The sequence below is a fragment of the Campylobacter parajejuni genome (assembly GCF_046764905.1).
GTDB lineage: Bacteria > Campylobacterota > Campylobacteria > Campylobacterales > Campylobacteraceae > Campylobacter_D.
This window is the reverse complement of the sequence record NZ_JBKORB010000001.1, coordinates 200697-219619: the sequence shown is the minus strand read 5'-3', so window position 1 is coordinate 219619 and position 18923 is coordinate 200697. Positions and strand designations below refer to the sequence as shown.

Here is an 18923-nt window from a genome sequence, read left to right as displayed (position 1 = left end):
TTTGTTATGATTTTAGCGAAAATATTTAAAAAAAGGTTAAAAATGGCAAAAAATGAAGGTTATATTTGTGTTTTTGATTGTGAGAGTGTGCCAGATGCTGAGCTTATTCGCAAAACTTTAGGTTTTGAAGGGACGGATTTGGAAGTGAGTTTAAAAGCATTTCAGTGGCAAAAAGAACAAAGCGGAAGTGAGTTTTTGCCCTTGCCTTACCATAAAATCATCAGCATTTGTGCGGTTTTAAGTGATAATTTTGGAAAATTTATTAAGGTCAATAAAATCGATGGGCAAAATGAAAAAGAAATGGTCGCTAATTTTTTTAATTTTATAGAGAATTATGAGCCAAAATTAGTGAGTTTTAATGGTAAAAATTTTGATATGCCCGTGCTTATTTTAAGGGCTTTAAAATACAATATCAAAGCCGCTGCTTATTTGGATACGCAAAGCGATAAATGGAATAATTATAAAACAAGATTTTCAGAATTAAAGCATTGTGATTTGTTAGAAAGCTTGGCTAATGGGCGTGGAATGAAGCTTGATACACTTTGTTCTATGGTGGGTTTGCCCGGAAAATATGAGGTGCAAGGCGATGAGGTGATGAAGCTTTTTTATGAAAATAAGCTTGAAAAAATTTATGAGTATTGTGAAAGTGATGTTTTAAACACCTATATGCTTTTTTTAAAATATGAGCTTATTAAGGCTAATGTTAGCGATGAAGATTATGTTTATTTTCTTTCTTGTATGAAAGATTTTTTACTCGCAAAAAGAGCAAATTGTTCTTATACGGAAGTTTTTGTAAAAGCTTGTGAGAGTGAAATTTCAAAAGTTCAATCTTAAGCATTTAAGAAAATATATTAGAATTTTATTTTTGATATTTTTTAGTAAAAGGAAGACTGATGAAAATTCTTATTAGCGGTGGTGCGGGTTATATAGGTTCTCATACTTTAAGACAATTTTTAAAAACAGATTATGAACTTTGTGTTTTGGATAATCTTTCTAAAGGCTCTAAAATCGCAATAGAAGATTTGCAAAAAATAAGAGCTTTTAAATTTTTTGAACAAGATTTAAGTGATTTTAAGGGCGTAAGAACTCTTTTTGAGAGAGAAAAATTTGATGCTATTGTGCATTTTGCGGCGAGTATTGAAGTTTTTGAAAGTATGCAAAATCCTTTAAAGTATTATACAAACAATACCATCAACACTACGAATTTAATCCAAACTTGTTTGCAAACTGGAGTAAATCAATTCATCTTTTCTTCCACAGCGGCTACTTATGGCGAACCACAAACCCCAGTTGTGAGCGAAACAAGTGCTTTAGCGCCTATTAATCCTTATGGGCGTTCTAAGCTTATGAGTGAAGAGATTTTGCGTGATGCAAGTATGGCAAATCTTGAATTTAAGCATTGTATTTTAAGGTATTTTAATGTTGCGGGTGCTTGTATGGATTATACCTTAGGGCAACGCTATCCAAAAGCAACTTTACTGATAAAAGTTGCGGCTGAATGTGCCGCTAAAAAGCGTGATAAACTTTTTATATTTGGCGATGATTATGATACTAAAGATGGCACTTGTATAAGAGACTTTATCCATGTAGATGATATTTCAAGTGCGCATTTGGCGGCTTTAGAATACTTGCAAAACAATCAAAGCAATGTTTTTAATGTAGGCTATGGGCATGGTTTTAGCGTTAAAGAAGTGATTGAAGCGATGAAAAAAGTTAGCGGAGTGGATTTTAAAGTGGAGCTGTCCCCACGCCGTGCGGGTGATCCTAGTGTGCTAATCTCTGATGCAAGTAAGATTAGAAAGCTTACTTCTTGGCAACCTAAATACGATGATTTAGAACTTATTTGTAAATCGGCTTTTGATTGGGAAAAGCAGTGCTAAAAAAACTTTTTTTTATTTTAAGCAAGGAAGATAAGAAATTTTTGTTTTTCTTGCTTGTCTTTTCGGTATTTGTTTCTTTTATAGAAACTTTTGCGATTTCTTTGATAATGCCTTTTATCACTTTGGCTAGTGATTTTTCTTATTTTGATAGGAATAAGTATTTAAGTGATTTAAAAGCATATCTTAATATCCCTGTTTTTGAAATCATTGTTTATTTTGGGGTAGGGCTTATAATTTTTTATGTGTTTAGAGCCTTGCTGAATGCGTATTATTTTCATCTTTTAGCCCGTTTTTCTAAGGGGCGTTATCACGCAATCGCTTACAAGGTTTTTTCTAAATTTTTAAATATCAATTATGAAAAATTTACCCAAAAAAATCAGTCTGAAATTTTAAAATCCATCACAGGAGAAGTTTATAATCTAAGCACTATGCTCTCATCTTTTTTGCTTTTGATGAGTGAGCTTTTTGTAGTGCTTTTGCTTTATGCTTTAATGCTTTTGATTAATTACAAAATCACTTTATTTTTAAGCCTTTTTATGGTGCTTAATGCTTTTGTTTTGGTAAAAATTTTAAGCCCCATCATTAAAAAAGCAGGGCTTAGACGCGAAGAAGCGATGAAAAATTTCTTTGAAATTTTAAATACTAATTTAAATAATTTTAAATTTATCAAACTCAAAACCAAAGAAGATGGAGTATTAAGCCTTTTTAAAGCCCAAAGTCAAGCCTTTTCTAAGGCAAATATTACCAATGAAAGCGTAGCTGCGGTGCCTAGAATTTACCTAGAAGGGATAGGTTTTTGCGTTCTTGTTTTTATCGTGGTTTTTTTGGTTTTAAAAAATGAGAGTGATATTTCAGGTATTTTATCTACGATTTCTATTTTTGTTTTGGCACTTTACCGCTTAATGCCAAGTGCGAACCGCATTATCACGAGTTATCACGATTTGCTTTATTATCATTCTTCTTTGGATATTATTTATCAAAATTTACAGCAAACCCAAGAAAATTTAGGCGAATCTAAGATAAGCTTTAAGCAAGAACTTAAAATTTCCAATCTTAGCTTTGGTTATGAAGGAAAAAAACCTTTGTTTAAAAATCTTAATTTAAGCCTTAAAAAGGGTGAAAAAATCGCTTTTATAGGAGAAAGTGGTTGTGGAAAAAGCACTTTAGTGGATATTATCATAGGACTTTTAAAGCCAAAAGAAGGGCAAATTTTACTTGATGAGCAAGAATTAAATGCCAAAAATATTAAAAATTATCGTCAAAAAATAGGCTATATTCCACAAAATATCTATCTTTTTAATGATAGCATAGCTAAAAATATCAGCTTTGGAGATGTCGTGGATGAAGAAAAACTTAATAGGGTTATCAAACAAGCAAATTTAGAACATTTTATAAAAACTTTACCCCAAGGAGTGCAAACAAAAGTAGGCGATGGGGGAAGCAATTTAAGCGGGGGACAAAAACAACGCATAGCCATAGCAAGGGCTTTGTATTTAGAGCCTGAAATTTTAGTGCTTGATGAAGCTACTTCAGCCCTTGATACCCAAAGCGAAGCAAAAATTATGGATGAAATTTATAAGATTTCTAAAGATAAAACTATGATTATCATCGCACACCGCCTTTCAACTATAACCCAATGCGATAGGGTTTATCGTTTAGAACAAGGCAAACTCAAAAAGGAGAGAGGATGAGAATAAGCTTTATCATTGCGACTTTAAATTCAGGAGGGGCTGAGCGTGTTTTGGTAAGTTTAGCTAACGCACTTTGCAAGGAGCATAAGGTAAGTATCATTAAATTCCATCCGGGAAAGTCTTTTTATAAGCTTGAGAGTGAAGTTAGGGTTGAGAGCTTAAAAAGCTTTAGATTTGACACGCTTTATCATAAAATTGCCAGTCGTTTTAAGAAATTTTTTGCTTTAAGAAAGGCTTTGAAAGAAAGCAAGGCTGATGTTTTTATTTCTTTTTTGGATACAACTAATATTGCTTGTATTGTTGCGAAAATAGGGCTTAAAACCCCACTCATTATAAGTGAGCATAGTAACGAGGCGTATTTAAAACCTAAAATTTGGCGTTTTTTAAGAAGGATAAGCTATCCTTTTTGCGATGCTTTAACTGTGCTTGGAAGTAGCGATAAAGAATATTATGAAAGCTTTGTAAAAAGAGTAAGGCTTTTGTTAAATCCTTGTCATTTTAGCGATGAACTTCCTTTAAATTCCAGCTTTGAGAAAGAAAATTTAGTGCTTTTCATAGGGCGTTTAGACGCGAATAAAAACCCTGCAATGTTTTTAAAAGCTTTGGCTTGTTTGGATAAAAATTTGCAAGAAACTTATAGTTTTGTTATAGCAGGAGATGGGGAATTAAGACAAGAGCTTGAGTATAAGGCAAAATCTTTGGGGATAAGGGTTGATTTTTTAGGACGCGTTGAAAATATTAAAGCACTTTATGAAAGGGCAAAAGTGCTTTGTCTTTGCTCTTTTATAGAGGGTTTGCCAACGGTTTTGATAGAAAGCTTGTATTTTGAAGTTTGTAGAATTTCAAGTTCTTATTATAATGGGGCTAAGGATTTAATCAAAGATAATTATGACGGGCTTTTGGTGGGCTGTGATGATGAAATAGCCCTTGCTAAAAAACTCGAACTTGTTTTAAGAGATGAAACATTAAGAAAAGAACTTGTAAATAATGCGAAAAAAAGATGCAAAGACTTTGAACCTTCTCATATCAAAGAAGAATGGCTTAAGCTCATAGCTGAGGTTAAAAATGCCTAAGCTTTCTGTTATAGTGCCAACCTTTAATCGTCAAGTTTTGCTAGAAAAGGCTATCAAAAGCATACAAAATCAAGATTTTAAGGATTTAGAAATCATTGTAAGCGATGATAATTCTAGTGATGATACTAAGAGTGTGGTGCAAAATTTACAAAAGAATGATGAACGCATTTATTATGTTTTAAATCAAAATTATAAACAAGGACCCAATGGCAATAAAAACAATGGACTTGATAAGGCTAGGGGAGAATTTGTAACTTTTTTAGATGATGATGATGAGCTTTTGTGCGGGGCTTTAAGTAGCTTAATGCAAAAGGCAGATGAAGGCTATGCCCATGTTTTTGGAAATTGTTTGATAGAAAAAGAAGGAAAATTAAGTAAGGAATTTAGCGGTAAGGGTTTGGATAAAGATGGTGAAATTTCTAAAAAAGATTTTTTAATGGCTAAATTTAGCGGAGAGTTTTTTTCTGTTTTTAAAAAATCCTTACTTGAAAATAAGCGTTTTAATGAAGAATTTTATGGCAATGAAGCTACGCTTTGGGTTAATTTATATAAAGAAAAAAGTTTTTATATCCATAAGGCTTTTAGGATTTATAGAATTTTTAGAGAAGACAGCGTAACTTTGGGAGCTAGTAAAAATGCTCATAGGGTGTATTTGGGCTATTTAGAACTTGCCAAAATTTTAGAAGATGAGCTTAAAACGAGTGGGGATAAAGATTATAAAAAAACTTGTGCAAGTTACTATAAAATGGCAGCTTATTATGCAAAACTTGCAAAAAACTATAAGGCACTTTATCTGTGTTTATTTAAAAGTTTAAGTGTGAAAATCAACGCCCCTGCCTTGATATTACTCATTTTAAGTATAATTCCAAATAATATGATTGAAAAATTATCAAAAATTCGGGTGGCTTTATGCAAAAATTAGGCATTTTTATTTATTCTTTAGGAAGTGGCGGTGCTGAGAGGGTTGTGGCGACTTTATTGCCTATTTTAAGTTTGAAATTTGAGGTGCATTTGATTTTGATGAATGATAAAATTTCTTATGAGCTTAGCGAGTGTGAAATTCATTTTTTAGAACATTCAAAGCCTAATGAAAATCCTATTTTGAAATTTTTAAAACTACCTTTTTTGGCTTTAAAATATAAAAAACTTTGTAAAAATTTAGGCATTGATACGGAATTTGTTTTTTTAAATCGTCCTAATTATATAGCTTTAATGGCAAGAATGTTGGGTAATAAAACCCGCCTTGTAATCAACGAATGCACTACACCAAGCGTGATGTATGCGAAAAATAATTTTAATTCCTTAGCGAATAAATTTTTAATTTCTTTACTCTATCCAAGAGCTGATTTAATCTTGCCTAATTCTAAGGGAAATTTAGAAGATTTGCTTGAAAATTTTCATATAAATCCAAAAAAATGTGAAATTTTATACAATGCTATTGATTTAGAAAATATAGAGCAAAAAGCCCTTGAAGAGATAGCTTTAAAGGATAAATTTATTTTAAGTGTGGGTAGGCTTGATAAGGGTAAAAATCACGCTTTGTTAATCCGTGCTTATGCGAGATTAAAAACAGATTTAAAGCTTGTGATTTTAGGCGAAGGCGTGCTTAAAAATGAGCTTTTAACTTTGATTAAAGAGCTAAATTTAGAAGAGAAAGTTTTGCTTTTGGGTTTTGATAATAATCCTTATAAATATATGGCTAGATGTGAATTTTTTGCCTTTGCTTCTGTGTTTGAAGGTTTTTCAAATGTTTTAATCGAAAGTTTAGCTTGTTCTTGTGCGGTGGTTTGCACTGAGCATAAAAGTGGAGCAAGAGAGCTTTTTGGCGATGATGAATTTGGGCTTTTGGTGGAAGTAAATAATGAAAATTCTATGTTTAAGGGCTTAAAGACTATGCTTGAAGATGAAAATTTAAAAAAAGCGTATAAAAACAAGGCTAAAACTAGGGCAAAAGCCTTTGATAAGGTCAAAATTGCACGCGATGCTTTGAAATATTTATTAGGATAAAAAATGTTGAAAAAAGAATATTTAAAAAACCCTTATTTAGTTTTATTTATGATGATTATAACAGCTTATGTTTTTAGTGTGTTGTGTAGATTTTACTGGGTTTGGTGGGCAAGTGAATTTAATGAGTATTTTTTTAATAATCAATTAATGATTATTTCAAACGATGGCTATGCTTTTGCTGAGGGTGCAAGGGATATGATAGCAGGTTTTCATCAGGAAAATGATTTGAGCTACTATGGTTCTTCTTTATCTACGCTTACTTATTGGCTTTATAAAATCACGCCCTTTTCTTTTGAAAGCATTATTTTATATATGAGTGCGTTTTTATCTTCTTTGGTGGTTGTTCCTATTATCTTACTTGCTAATGAATACAAGTGTGCTTTAATGGGCTTTATAGCCGCTCTTTTAGCAAGCATAGCCAATAGCTATTATAACCGCACTATGAGTGGGTATTATGATACGGATATGCTAGTGATTGTTTTGCCTATGTTTATTTTATTTTTTATGGTGAGAATGATTTTAAAAAAAGACTTTTTTTCTTTAATTGCCCTGCCTTTGTTTATAGGAATTTATCTTTGGTGGTATCCTTCAAGTTATACTTTAAATGTGGCTTTAATCGGACTTTTTTTAATTTATACACTTATTTTTCATAGACAAGAAAAGATTTTTTATCTCGCTGTGATTTTAGCTTCTCTTACTCTTTCAAATATTGCGTGGTTTTATCAAAGTGCTATTATAGTGATACTTTTTGCTTTATTTGTTTTGGAACAAAAACGCTTTAATTTTATCAGTATAGGAATTTTAGGTATTGCGACCTTAGTATTTTTGATTTTAAGTGGTGGAATTGACCCTATACTTTATCAGCTGAAATTTTATATTTTTAGAAGCGATGAGAGTGTTAATTTAACACAAGGCTTTGTGTATTTTAATGTCAATCAAACCATACAAGAAGTCGAAAATATAACTTTGAGTGAATTTATGAGAAGGATTAGCGGCAGTGAGTTTGTTTTCTTGATTTCTTTGCTTGGTTTTGTATGGCTTTTGAAAAAACATAAAAGTATGCTTATAGCTTTACCTATGTTGGTGCTTGGATTTTTAGCCTTAAAAGGCGGACTTAGATTTACCATATATGCTGTTCCTATAATGGCTTTGGGACTTGGTTTTTTATTGAGTGAAATTAAAGCTATCCTAGCTAAAAAATACACCCAAGCCCTTGCTAGAGTTTGTCTTACTTTGGCAATGATTTTGTTCTTAGCTCCGGTTTTTGTTCATATTTATAATTACAAGGCTCCTAGTGTTTTTTCTCAAAATGAAGCTTCTTTGTTAGAGCAATTAAAAAACATAGCTGCTAGGGAAGATTATGTAATTACTTGGTGGGATTATGGCTATGGAGTGCGTTATTATAGCGATGTAAAAACCTTAGTCGATGGTGGAAAACACTTAGGCAAGGATAATTTTTTCCCTTCTTTTGTCTTAAGCAAAGATGAATTAGCCGCGGCTAATATGGCTAGACTTAGCGTAGAATACACGGAAAAAAGTTTTTACGCCCCACAAAATGATGTTTTAAAAAGAGATATTTTGCAGGCTATGATGCAAGATTATAATCAAAGCAATGTGGATTTGTTTTTAGCTTCCTTATCCAAACCAGATTTTAAAATCCACACACCCAAAACTAGAGACATTTATCTTTATATGCCTGCTAGAATGTCTTTGATTTTTTCAACCGTGGCTAGTTTTTCTTCTATCAATTTAGACTCAGGGGTTTTAGACAAAGCTTTTACCTTTAGCACAGCTTATCCGCTTGGCGTTAAGGATGGAAAAATTTATCTTAGCAATGGAGTGATTTTAAGCGATGATTTTAGAAGTTTTAAAATAGAAGATAACGAATTTTCTGTAAATAGTATCGTAGAGCTTAATTCTATTAAGCAAGGTGAATACAAAATTACTCCAATCGATGATAAGGCTCGGTTTTATATTTTTTATTTAAAGGATAGTGCCATTGCTTACGCACAATTTATTTTAATGGATAAAACTATGTTTAATAGTGCCTATGTGCAAATGTTTTTCTTAGGTAATTATGATAAAAATTTATTCGATTTAATCATTAATTCTAGGGACGCTAAAGTTTTTAAGCTTAAAATTTAAGGGTTAAAAAATGAGAATAGGATTTTTATCACATGCAGGAGCCAGTGTTTATCATTTTAGAATGCCTATTATTAAAGCATTAAAAGCCAGAGGCGATGAGGTTTTTATCATAGTGCCACAAGATGATTACACGCAAAAACTTAAAGCTCTTGGCTTAAGCGTAGTTGTTTATGAGTTTTCAAGGTCAAGTTTAAATCCTTTTGTGGTCTTAAAAAATTTTTTTCATCTTGCTAGGGTTTTGAAAAATTTAAATCTCAATCTTATTCAAAGTGCAGCACACAAGAGCAATACTTTTGGAATTTTCGCAGCAAGATGGGTAAAAATTCCTTATCGTTTTGCTTTAGTAGAAGGTTTGGGTTCTTTTTATATAGAGCAAGGCTTTAAGGCAAGTGTGGTGCGTTTTGTGATTAATACTCTTTATAAATTTAGCTTTAACTTCGTTCAAAAAATTATTTTTGTTAATGAAAGCAATGCAGAATTTATGCGAAATTTAGGGCTTTGTGAGGATAAAATTTGCATTATCAAATCTGTGGGGATTAATTTAAAAAAATTCTTTCCTATGCCAGTGGATTTAGAAAAAAAAGAGCTTTTTTGGAAAAATTTAAAGCTGGATAAAAAACCTGTTGTATTGATGATAGCCAGAGCTTTGTGGCATAAAGGCGTAAAAGAATTTTATGAGTGTGCTGCTATGTTAGAAGATAAAGCCAATTTTGTTTTGGTGGGTGCAAGAGATGAAAATCCAACTTGCGCGAGTTTGGAATTTTTAACTTCAGCAAGGGTGCATTATTTGGGTGCTAGAAGCGATATAGTAGAGCTTTTGCAAAATTGTGATATTTTTGTTTTACCAAGCTATAAAGAAGGTTTTCCTGTGAGTGTTTTAGAAGCAAAAGCTTGTGCTAAAGCCATAGTGGTAAGTGATTGTGAAGGTTGTGTGGAGGCTATTTCTAACGGCTTTGATGGACTTTGGGCTAAAAGCAAAGATGGCAAAGATTTAAGCGAAAAAATTACCCTTTTATTAGAAGATGAAAAATTAAGACTGAATTTAGGCAAAAATGCCGCCGAAGATGCTTTACAATACGATGAAAATAATATCGCACAGCGTTATTTAAAACTTTATGATAGGGTGATAAACAATGTATGAAAAATTTTTTAAAAGAATTTTTGATTTTATTTTGGCTTTGGTGCTTTTAGTGCTTTTTTCTCCTGTGATTTTAATCACTGCTTTATTTTTAAAAATCACTCAAGGCAGTGTGATTTTTACTCAAAATCGTCCGGGATTAGATGAGAAAATTTTTAAAATTTATAAATTTAAAACTATGAGCGATGAAAGGGATGAAAAGGGACAATTGCTCAGTGATGAATTGCGTTTAAAAGCTTTTGGAAAAATCGTTAGAAGCTTAAGTTTAGATGAGCTTTTGCAACTTTTTAATGTTTTAAAGGGGGATATGAGTTTTGTAGGACCTAGACCTCTTTTAGTGGAGTATTTAACTCTTTATAATGAAGAGCAAAAACTAAGACACAAAGTGCGTCCGGGCATAAGCGGATGGGCACAGGTTAATGGTAGAAACGCACTTTCTTGGCAGAAAAAATTTGAACTGGATGTGTATTATGTTAGAAATATTTCTTTTTTACTGGATTTAAAAATTTTGTTTTTAACCGCTTTAAAGGTTTTAAAACGAAGTGGAGTGAGTAAAGAAGGCTGTGTTACAACGGAGAAATTTAATGGCAAGAACTGAAAAAATTTATATTTATGGAGCCAGTGGGCATGGGCTGGTTTGTGAAGATGTGGCTAAAGATATGGGCTATAAAGAATGTATTTTTTTAGATGACAATAAGGGCATAAAATTTGAAAGCACTTTGCCAAAATATGATTTTTTTATAGCCATAGGAAACAATGAAATTCGAAAAAGAATTTATGAAAAAGTAGAGCAAAAGGGCTTTAAAATCGTCAATCTTATCCATAAAAGTGCCATCATAAGTCCTAGTGCGTTCTTAGAAGAAGATGCAGGAGTGCTTATTATGCCTTGTGTGGTGGTAAATGCTGGAGCCAAAATAGAAAAAGGCGTGATTTTAAACACTTCAAGCGTGATTGAACACGAGTGTGTGGTGGGAGAATTTAGCCATATCAGTGTAGGAGCAAAATGTGCGGGCAATGTCAAAATAGGAAAAAATTGTTTTTTAGGGATAAATTCTTGTGTTTTGCCCAATTTGAGTTTGGCTGATGATAGTATTTTAGGTGGCGGGGCGACTTTGGTAAAAAGTCAAAATGAAAAAGGTGTTTTTGTGGGGGTTCCTGCAAAAAAATTAAAGGATTTGTGAAAAATGCTTTTTTTGATGAATTTTTTTAGTTAAAATATGATTTAAAATCACTTTCAAGGACAAATAATGAGATTTTTTCTTTCTCCTCCACATATGAGTGGCAATGAGCTTAAATACATAGAAGAAGTTTTTAAAAGTAATTATATAGCCCCTTTGGGTGAATTTGTTAATCGTTTTGAGCAAAGCGTAAAAGATTATAGTAAAAGTGAAAATGCTTTGGCTTTAAATTCAGCCACAGCTGCTTTACATTTGGCTTTAAGGGTAGCAGGAGTAAAGCAAGATGATATTGTTTTGGCTTCTTCTTTTACTTTTATCGCTTCGGTAGCTCCTATTTGTTATCTTAAGGCAAAGCCTGTTTTTATAGATTGTGATGAGACTTATAATATTGATGTGAATTTATTAAAACTTGCTATTGAAGAATGTGAGAAAAAGCCAAAAGCTTTGATTTTAACCCATCTTTATGGCAATGCGGCTAAAATGGATGAAATTCTTAAAATTTGTGAAGAAAATAATATCATTTTAATCGAAGATGCTGCCGAAGCTTTAGGAAGTTTTTATAAGGACAAGGCTTTGGGAAGCTTTGGGGAATTTGGGGCGTATTCTTATAATGGCAATAAAATCATCACCACTTCAGGCGGAGGTATGCTTATAGGAAAAGATAAGCAAAAGATTGAAAAAGCGAGATTTTACAGCACTCAGGCTAGGGAGAATTGTTTGCATTATGAGCATTTAGACTATGGTTATAATTACCGCCTTAGCAATGTTTTAGGAGCTATTGGTGTGGCACAAATGGAAGTTTTAGAGCAAAGAGTGCTTAAAAAAAGGCAAATTTATGAATGGTATAAGGAATTTTTAGGCGAATGCTTTAGCTTTTTAGATGAATTAGAAAATTCAAGGAGCAATCGTTGGCTTAGCACAGCTTTGATTGATTTTGATAAAAATGAACTTAATGCTTATCAAAAAGATGTAAGCATCACTCAAAAAAATATTGCTTTGCACCCAAAAATTTCAAAACTCATAGAAGATTTAAAAAACGAACAAATAGAAACAAGACCTCTATGGAAAGCTATGCACACTCAAGAAGTTTTTAAGGGTTTTAAAGCCTATCTTAACGGCAATAGCGAGTTATTTTTTCAAAAAGGGATTTGTTTGCCTAGTGGCACAATAATGAGCAAGGATGATGTTTATGAAATTTCAAAACTAATCTTAAAGAGTGTAAAGAAATGATTTTTTATAAAAGCAAAAGATTAGCATTTTTTTTAATTTTAGACTTCATTTTAATTTTGCTTAGCGTTTATTTAGCCTTTTCTTTAAGATTTAGCGGGGATATTCCTAGTATTTTTTACAAGGGTATGGTTTTAGCTGGGTTGATTTTATTGCTTTTAAAACTAGCCTTTTTGTTTATTTTTCGCATTTATAAGGTGGCTTGGAGATTTTTTTCCCTTAATGAAGCAAGAAAAATTTTTCTAGCCTTAGCTTTGGCTGAGTTTTGTTTTTTGATTATTTTTTATTTTTTTAGTGATTTTTTTAATCCTTTTCCAAGAAGCGTTATTGCGATAGATTTTGTGCTTTCTTATCTGTTTATAGGGGCGTTAAGGATTAGTAAAAGAATGCTTGTGGATTTTAAACCCTCTAAAATGAAAGAAGAAGAAACACCTTGTATCGTTGTGGGTGCAACTTCTAAGGCTTTGCATTTGTTAAAAGGTGCAAAAGAAGGTTCTTTGGGGCTTTTTCCAGTGGGCGTAGTTGATGCAAGAAAAGAACTTATAGGCACTTATTGTGATAAATTTATTGTAGAAGAAAAAGAAAAAATAAAATCTTATGTAGAGCAGGGCGTAAAAACAGCCATCATAGCTTTAAAGCTTGAGCAAGAAGAACTTAAAAAGCTTTTTGAAGAGCTTGTGGGATATGGAATTTGTGATGTAAAGATTTTTTCTTTTACAAGAAATGAAGCAAGGGATATTAGTATAGAAGATTTACTTGCTAGAAAGCCAAAAGATTTAGATGATAGTGCTGTGGCTGCCTTTTTAAAGGATAAGGTGGTTTTAGTAAGTGGTGCAGGTGGAACCATAGGAAGTGAGCTTTGTAAGCAGTGCATTAAATTTGGTGCTAAAAGACTCATTATGGTCGAGCATAGTGAGTATAATCTTTATAAGATTAGTGAAGATTTAAGCTTATATAAAGAAAAAATTAATCCTATTTTGCTGAGTATTTTAGATAAGCAAAGCTTAGATGAGGTGCTACAAATTTATAAGCCTGAGCTTATTTTACACGCAGCCGCTTATAAACATGTGCCCCTTTGTGAGCAAAATCCGCATTCAGCGATAATCAATAATATTTTAGGCACTAAAATTCTATGCGATAGTGCCAAGGCTAATGGGGTAAAAAAATTTGTGATGATAAGCACAGATAAAGCTGTTAGACCTACTAATATTATGGGTTGCACCAAAAGGGTTTGTGAGCTTTATACTTTGAGTATGAGTGATGCTAATTTTGAAGTGGCTTGTGTGCGTTTTGGTAATGTCTTAGGTTCAAGTGGAAGTGTGATACCTAAATTTAAGGCACAAATTGCAAACAACGAAGCTCTAACCTTAACCCACCCTGATATAGTGCGTTATTTTATGCTTGTAGCTGAAGCGGTGCAGCTTGTTTTGCAAGCGGGGGCTATTGCAAAAGGGGGTGAACTTTTTGTTTTGGATATGGGTAAGCCTGTAAAAATCATAGATTTGGCTAAAAAAATGCTTTTGTTATGCAACCGCAATGATTTAGAGATTAAAATCACAGGTTTAAGAAAGGGTGAAAAGCTTTATGAAGAGCTTTTAATTGATGAAAATGATGCCAAAACACAATATGAAAGTATTTTCGTGGCAAAAAATGAAAAAGTCGATTTAGCTTGGCTTAATGAAGAGATAGAAAAATTGCAAACTAGCCAAGATATTTCTGGGGATTTATCAAGGATAGTGCCTGAATTTAAGCATAATAAAGAGGGTGTATAATGTATATTAAAGACATACAAAGATTTGAAGATAGTCGTTACCGTGCTAGGGCTTATATGAGTTATATTTTAACAAGAAATTTGCCTAATAAATTGCCTGATATTCATTTAGAAAGCATTAAAACGGCTTTAGATAAGATAGCTCACGAAGTTGTGGTTTTTGATGCTTTATATATTTTAGATATTTCAGGCACTCAAATAGAAAATGCTATTTCTTTAAACAAAGCTTATGAAATAGGGCAGGGCGAGGATAGAAGCTCTAAGGCTTATTTTTATAGAGCGGTTAAGTTGAGGCGTTGTGTTTTAAGTGACCCTTATCCTTCTAGTTTAAATAACGAGCTTTGCGTAACGGCTTCTATGCCTATTTATGATGATAAAAATCATCTGCTTTTTGTGGTTTGTATCGATATTAAGCTTGAAGATATTTTAAAGATTATTCAGGCGGGGAGATTTGAGTTTGTTTTTACTCAGTTTAGCCGTTTTGTGTATTTTTGCTTTGCTTTGGTTTTATTTGTGATTACTTGCTTTTTATTTCAAAAGGGCTTGTTTAGTCTTTTTAATGACCAAAGCATAGGGGTTGAGCATATGTTTGAAAGCACCATCGCTATAACTTTGGCTTTAGCGATTTTTGATTTGGCAAAAACCCTAATCGAACAGGAAGTGTTAGGAAAAACGCGAAAGGAAGAAGGGGGAATTCAAAAAACTATGGTTAGGTTTTTAGGCTCCATCATTATTGCTTTAGCGATTGAGGCTTTAATGCTTGTCTTTAAGCTTGCCATTGGGGATTTATCTCAAATGATTTATGCGATTTATCTTATAGGTGGAGTGAGTTTGTTGCTTGTGGGTTTAAGCGTTTATTTATTTACGGTTAAGTATAAAAATAATAATATTTGAGTAAAATTTTAAGTAAAAAATGATATAATGCTGTTTTTTAAAATTTTTTGACTTGATTGGTCAAAAAAGGGTAAAATGTAAAATCATAAAAATTTTAGAAAGGACGAAATTGTGAAATTGTTAGTTGTTGATGACAGTTCTACTATGAGAAGGATTATTAAAAATACCCTAACAAGACTTGGACACGATGATGTTTTGGAAGCTGAGCATGGCGTTGAAGCTTGGGATTTATTAAGTAAAAATGAAGATATAAAGGTTTTAATCACAGATTGGAATATGCCTGAAATGAATGGCTTGGAGCTTGTAAAAAAAGTAAGAGCAGAAAAAAAATACGAAGATATGCCTATTATTATGGTTACAACTGAAGGCGGAAAGGCTGAGGTAATTACTGCTTTAAAAGCTGGGGTAAATAATTACATTGTAAAGCCTTTTACTCCGCAAGTTTTGAAAGAAAAACTTGAAGATGTTTTAGGAACAGGAAGCGGAGAAGGTGCAGCTGAATAAGGCTGATTTTTGAAAATTTAAATGCAGAAAAAATATTACGAATTGTTCTTTATTGTAGAAGAACAATATAAAGATTTATTTCTTGATTTTGCTTTTGATTTGGGTGTAGAAGCCATAGAAGAAAAAGATAATGGTATTTATATAAGAGCCTATGAAAGCTTAGAAGAGCTTTCTTGGGCATTTGAAATGTTTGCTCAAAAACTTGCAACTACTTTTAATTTAAATCAAAAAATTATTTCCAATTTAACTCTTATAGAAAAAGAAAATAAAGATTGGATAGAAGAATATAAAAAAAGTATAGAGCCTATTTTAGTAGATAAAATTTATATCCATACAACTTGGCAAAAGGAAAAAGAAAATTATCTCAATATTAAGATTAATCCGGCTTTAGCTTTTGGTTCGGGTCATCACGAAAGCACCTATTCTTGCGTGAAATTTTTGCAAAAATTTACCAAAGAGAATTTAAGAGCTTTAGATTTAGGCTGTGGTAGTGGAATTTTGGGTATTATTATGGCAAAATTAGCTTGCAGGGTTGAAATTTGTGATACGGATGAGCTTGCTATTGCTAGTTCTTTGGAAAACGCAAAATTAAACGCTGTAAATTTTGACAAGGCTTGGTGCGGGTCCATAAATAAGGCAAGTGGTCTGTATGATTTAATCGTTGCTAATATCATTGCTGATGTAATTTTAATTTTAGAAAAAGATATTAAAAAGCATTTAGAAGATAATGCTATACTTATTTTAGCAGGAATTTTAGACAAATATGCAACAAGAATTAAAGAAAAATTTAAGGATTTAGAGCTTGTTGATACTTTGCAAATCAATGAGTGGTGTGCTTTTGTATATAAAAATAATAAAAAGGATAAATAATGAATAATAATACCCCAAAGGGTAATCCGAAAGGCAATAATTTTTTTAACAAAAATCCTATTTTCATTTTTGCAATTTTTGCAATTGTGATGATAGTGATTTTTAAGGGATTTTTTGATGGAAATAGTTCTTTTGGTGGAGCATTAAATGGCAATGAAGCTAGTAAAAATGTTCCTTATTCTGAATTGAAAAAGCTCATTGAGAATGGGCAAATCAATCAAGTTAGCATAGGTCAGAGCACAATCAAAGCCATTTCAACTTCGCATAATACCGTTTATGTAGCAAAGAAGGTCAATGACCCCGAGCTTGTAACTTTGCTAGATAGTAAGAATATTGCTTATGGAGCGTATTCTGAAACAAATTGGTTTACGGATATGCTTTTCTCTTGGGTTTTGCCTGTATTTATTTTCTTTGGAATTTGGATGTTTTTGGCAAGTCGTATGCAAAAAAATATGGGCAGTTCCATACTGGGTATAGGAAGCTCTAAAAAGCTTGTCAATTCAGAAAAACCTAAGGTAAAATTTAGCGATGTAGCAGGAGTTGAGGAAGCTAAAGAAGAGGTAAAGGAAATTGTTGATTTTCTAAAATATCCTGAAAGATATATTAAACTTGGAGCAAAAATTCCCAAAGGACTTTTGCTTGTTGGACCTCCCGGAACTGGAAAAACTCTACTTGCAAAAGCTGTTGCAGGTGAGGCAGATGTGCCATTTTTTAGTGTTTCGGGTTCGTCTTTTATAGAAATGTTTGTAGGTGTGGGAGCATCGCGTGTAAGAGATTTGTTTGAGAATGCAAAAAAAGAAGCTCCTGCTATTGTTTTTATCGATGAAATAGACGCTATTGGTAAAAGTCGTGCCGCTAGTGGTATGATGGGTGGAAACGATGAAAGAGAGCAGACCTTAAACCAACTTTTAGCTGAAATGGATGGTTTTGGAACGGAAAGTTCTCCCGTTATTGTCTTAGCGGCTACGAATCGTCCTGAAGTTTTAGATGCAGCCCTTTTAAGACCGGGAAGATTTGATAGGCAGGTTTTGGTGGATAAGCCTGATTTTAAAGGCAGGTGTGATATTTTAAAAGTGCATATGAAAGATGTAAAAATTTCCCCAAAGGTTAAAGTAGAAGACATAGCCCGTTTAACCGCTGGACTTGCTGGGGCTGACCTTGCAAATATTATCAATGAAGCAGCTCTTTTAGCGGGTAGGGACTCTAAAAGGCATGTAGAACAAAATGATTTGGTTGAAGCGGTTGAAAGAGCCATAGCAGGACTTGAGAAAAAATCACGCCGTATTAATGAAAAAGAAAAGAAAATTGTTACCTACCACGAATGCGGACACGCTCTCATTGCTGAAACAACTAAGGGAGCAAAGAGAGTCAGCAAGGTTTCTGTTATTCCTCGCGGACTTGCAGCTTTGGGTTATACTTTAAATACCCCTGAAGAAAATAAATTTTTAATGCAAAAACACGAGCTTATTGCTGAAGTGGATGTGCTTTTAGGGGGTCGTGCGGCTGAGGAGGTATTTATTGGCGAAATTTCCACAGGTGCAAGTAATGATTTAGAAAGGGCAACCGACATTATAAAAGCTATGATTTCTATGTATGGAATGAGCGAAATTGCGGGACTTATGGTGCTTGAAAAACAAAGAAATACTTTTTTAAGTGGGGGACAGACTATAAAGGATTATTCTGAAAAAATGGCAGAATCTTTAGATGATTATGTAAAAAGAACCCTAGATGAACGCTATAAGGATGTGAAAAATACCCTAAGCACTTATAAGGGTGCTATTGAAACTATGGTTGCAGCTCTTTATGAAGAAGAAACCATAGAGGGTGTTAAGGTTCGTGAAATCATTAAGGATTTTGAAGGTCAAAATAATCTTCCAAGCCGTTTGCAAGAACTCGAAGAAAATAAAAGTGAAGTTAAAGTAGAAGAATGAAAGATTATATAGCAAAAGAAGGATATTTAAGTTTAGCCCTTTTGTGTTTGCTTTTTATCTTTGTTTGGATTTTTTACTCTTTTTCTTTTTTATTGCTGTTACTTGTTTTATTGACTCTTTTTCTTTTTAGAATGCCTAAAAGAGAGCTTGTTTGTAGTGATGAAAAGGCTGTTTTTGCACCCATAGATGGCAAAATTGTAAAAATAGAAAATATTCATCATCAAATTTTAGGCGAATGCGTTGAGCTAAGTATTAAAAATGCCTTTTATGATGCGGGGAATTTTAATGCACCTTTTGCTATGTCTATTGAGAATATTCGCCTAAAACACGGACTTTTTTTATGCAGTGAGTTAGAGTCTGCAAAAATGATGAATGAAAGAGCCTTTATTTTAGCAAAAACTAAGGATGATAAAAGAGTGGCTTTAAGAATTTATGCAGGTTCTTTTGATAGAAAATTAAAGTTAGTTAATATTTCTTATGATTTAAAAGCAAATGATAGAATGGGATTTTTAATCAATGGTTCTATAAGTTTGCTTTTACCAAAGGATACTCGAATTCACGTGGGTTTAAATGATGAAATTAAAGCCAATTCTTTGCTTGGCTATCTTGCTTAA

17 protein-coding genes are annotated in these 18923 nt (G+C 32.7%); all 17 read left to right on the top strand.

Going from position 1 to position 18923, the window contains the following annotated elements:
• The first annotated feature begins 42 nt into the window (after positions 1-42).
• The 17 genes from ACLL8X_RS01080 (at position 43) to ACLL8X_RS01000 (ending at position 18923) form a co-directional block, all read left to right on the top strand.
• The gene (locus ACLL8X_RS01080; protein WP_411989103.1) at positions 43-834 is read left to right on the top strand and encodes a 3'-5' exonuclease; all 792 of its coding nucleotides are present in this window, start codon (positions 43-45) and stop codon (positions 832-834) included.
• A 59-nt stretch (positions 835-893) separates the two neighbouring features.
• A complete protein-coding gene (galE, locus tag ACLL8X_RS01075) occupies positions 894-1880 on the top strand; it encodes a UDP-glucose 4-epimerase GalE (RefSeq protein WP_411989102.1) in 987 nt (328 codons plus the stop codon).
• Positions 1874-3571: a BC-type lipopolysaccharide transporter PglK gene (gene pglK, locus ACLL8X_RS01070; RefSeq protein ID WP_411989101.1), complete on the top strand. Its 1698-nt coding sequence runs from the start codon at positions 1874-1876 to the stop codon at positions 3569-3571. The genes galE and pglK overlap by 7 nt, the downstream gene beginning before the upstream one ends.
• Positions 3568-4644, top strand: a complete 1077-nt coding sequence (gene pglH, locus ACLL8X_RS01065) for a GalNAc-alpha-(1->4)-GalNAc-alpha-(1->3)-diNAcBac-PP-undecaprenol alpha-1,4-N-acetyl-D-galactosaminyltransferase (protein ID WP_411989100.1) — start codon at positions 3568-3570, stop codon at positions 4642-4644. The genes pglK and pglH overlap by 4 nt, the downstream gene beginning before the upstream one ends.
• Positions 4637-5566, top strand: coding sequence for a GalNAc(5)-diNAcBac-PP-undecaprenol beta-1,3-glucosyltransferase (gene pglI, locus ACLL8X_RS01060; RefSeq protein WP_411989099.1), 930 nt, complete (start codon positions 4637-4639; stop codon positions 5564-5566). The genes pglH and pglI overlap by 8 nt, the downstream gene beginning before the upstream one ends.
• Positions 5554-6651, top strand: coding sequence for an N-acetylgalactosamine-N,N'-diacetylbacillosaminyl-diphospho-undecaprenol 4-alpha-N-acetylgalactosaminyltransferase (pglJ, locus tag ACLL8X_RS01055; protein ID WP_411989098.1), 1098 nt, complete (start codon positions 5554-5556; stop codon positions 6649-6651). The genes pglI and pglJ overlap by 13 nt, the downstream gene beginning before the upstream one ends.
• Positions 6652-6654: 3 nt before the next feature.
• On the top strand, positions 6655-8796 hold the full coding sequence (gene pglB, locus ACLL8X_RS01050; RefSeq protein WP_411989097.1) for an undecaprenyl-diphosphooligosaccharide--protein glycotransferase: 2142 nt from the start codon (positions 6655-6657) through the stop codon (positions 8794-8796).
• A gap of 10 nt (positions 8797-8806) precedes the next feature.
• On the top strand, positions 8807-9937 hold the full coding sequence (pglA, locus tag ACLL8X_RS01045) for a N,N'-diacetylbacillosaminyl-diphospho-undecaprenol alpha-1,3-N-acetylgalactosaminyltransferase (RefSeq protein ID WP_411989096.1): 1131 nt from the start codon (positions 8807-8809) through the stop codon (positions 9935-9937).
• Positions 9930-10532 (top strand): undecaprenyl phosphate N,N'-diacetylbacillosamine 1-phosphate transferase, encoded by a 603-nt coding sequence (gene pglC, locus ACLL8X_RS01040; RefSeq protein WP_411989095.1) that lies wholly within the window; start codon positions 9930-9932, stop codon positions 10530-10532. The genes pglA and pglC overlap by 8 nt, the downstream gene beginning before the upstream one ends.
• Positions 10519-11115, top strand: coding sequence for a UDP-N-acetylbacillosamine N-acetyltransferase (gene pglD, locus ACLL8X_RS01035; protein ID WP_411989226.1), 597 nt, complete (start codon positions 10519-10521; stop codon positions 11113-11115). The genes pglC and pglD overlap by 14 nt, the downstream gene beginning before the upstream one ends.
• Positions 11116-11181: 66 nt before the next feature.
• A complete protein-coding gene (gene pglE, locus ACLL8X_RS01030) occupies positions 11182-12342 on the top strand; it encodes a UDP-N-acetylbacillosamine transaminase (protein WP_411989094.1) in 1161 nt (386 codons plus the stop codon).
• Positions 12339-14111: a UDP-N-acetylglucosamine 4,6-dehydratase (configuration-retaining) gene (gene pglF, locus ACLL8X_RS01025; RefSeq protein WP_411989093.1), complete on the top strand. Its 1773-nt coding sequence runs from the start codon at positions 12339-12341 to the stop codon at positions 14109-14111. Before pglE ends, pglF begins: the two co-directional genes overlap by 4 nt.
• Positions 14111-15004: a PDC sensor domain-containing protein gene (locus tag ACLL8X_RS01020; RefSeq protein WP_411989092.1), complete on the top strand. Its 894-nt coding sequence runs from the start codon at positions 14111-14113 to the stop codon at positions 15002-15004. The genes pglF and ACLL8X_RS01020 overlap by 1 nt, the downstream gene beginning before the upstream one ends.
• Positions 15005-15115: 111 nt before the next feature.
• A complete protein-coding gene (locus tag ACLL8X_RS01015) occupies positions 15116-15508 on the top strand; it encodes a chemotaxis response regulator CheY (RefSeq protein WP_411989091.1) in 393 nt (130 codons plus the stop codon).
• A 21-nt stretch (positions 15509-15529) separates the two neighbouring features.
• Positions 15530-16378 (top strand): 50S ribosomal protein L11 methyltransferase, encoded by an 849-nt coding sequence (locus ACLL8X_RS01010; protein ID WP_411989090.1) that lies wholly within the window; start codon positions 15530-15532, stop codon positions 16376-16378.
• Positions 16378-18309 carry an ATP-dependent zinc metalloprotease FtsH gene (gene ftsH, locus ACLL8X_RS01005; RefSeq protein ID WP_411989089.1) on the top strand — a complete coding sequence of 644 codons (1932 nt, stop codon included), beginning with the start codon at positions 16378-16380 and terminating at the stop codon, positions 18307-18309. The genes ACLL8X_RS01010 and ftsH overlap by 1 nt, the downstream gene beginning before the upstream one ends.
• Positions 18306-18923, top strand: a complete 618-nt coding sequence (locus ACLL8X_RS01000) for a phosphatidylserine decarboxylase (protein WP_411989088.1) — start codon at positions 18306-18308, stop codon at positions 18921-18923. The genes ftsH and ACLL8X_RS01000 overlap by 4 nt, the downstream gene beginning before the upstream one ends.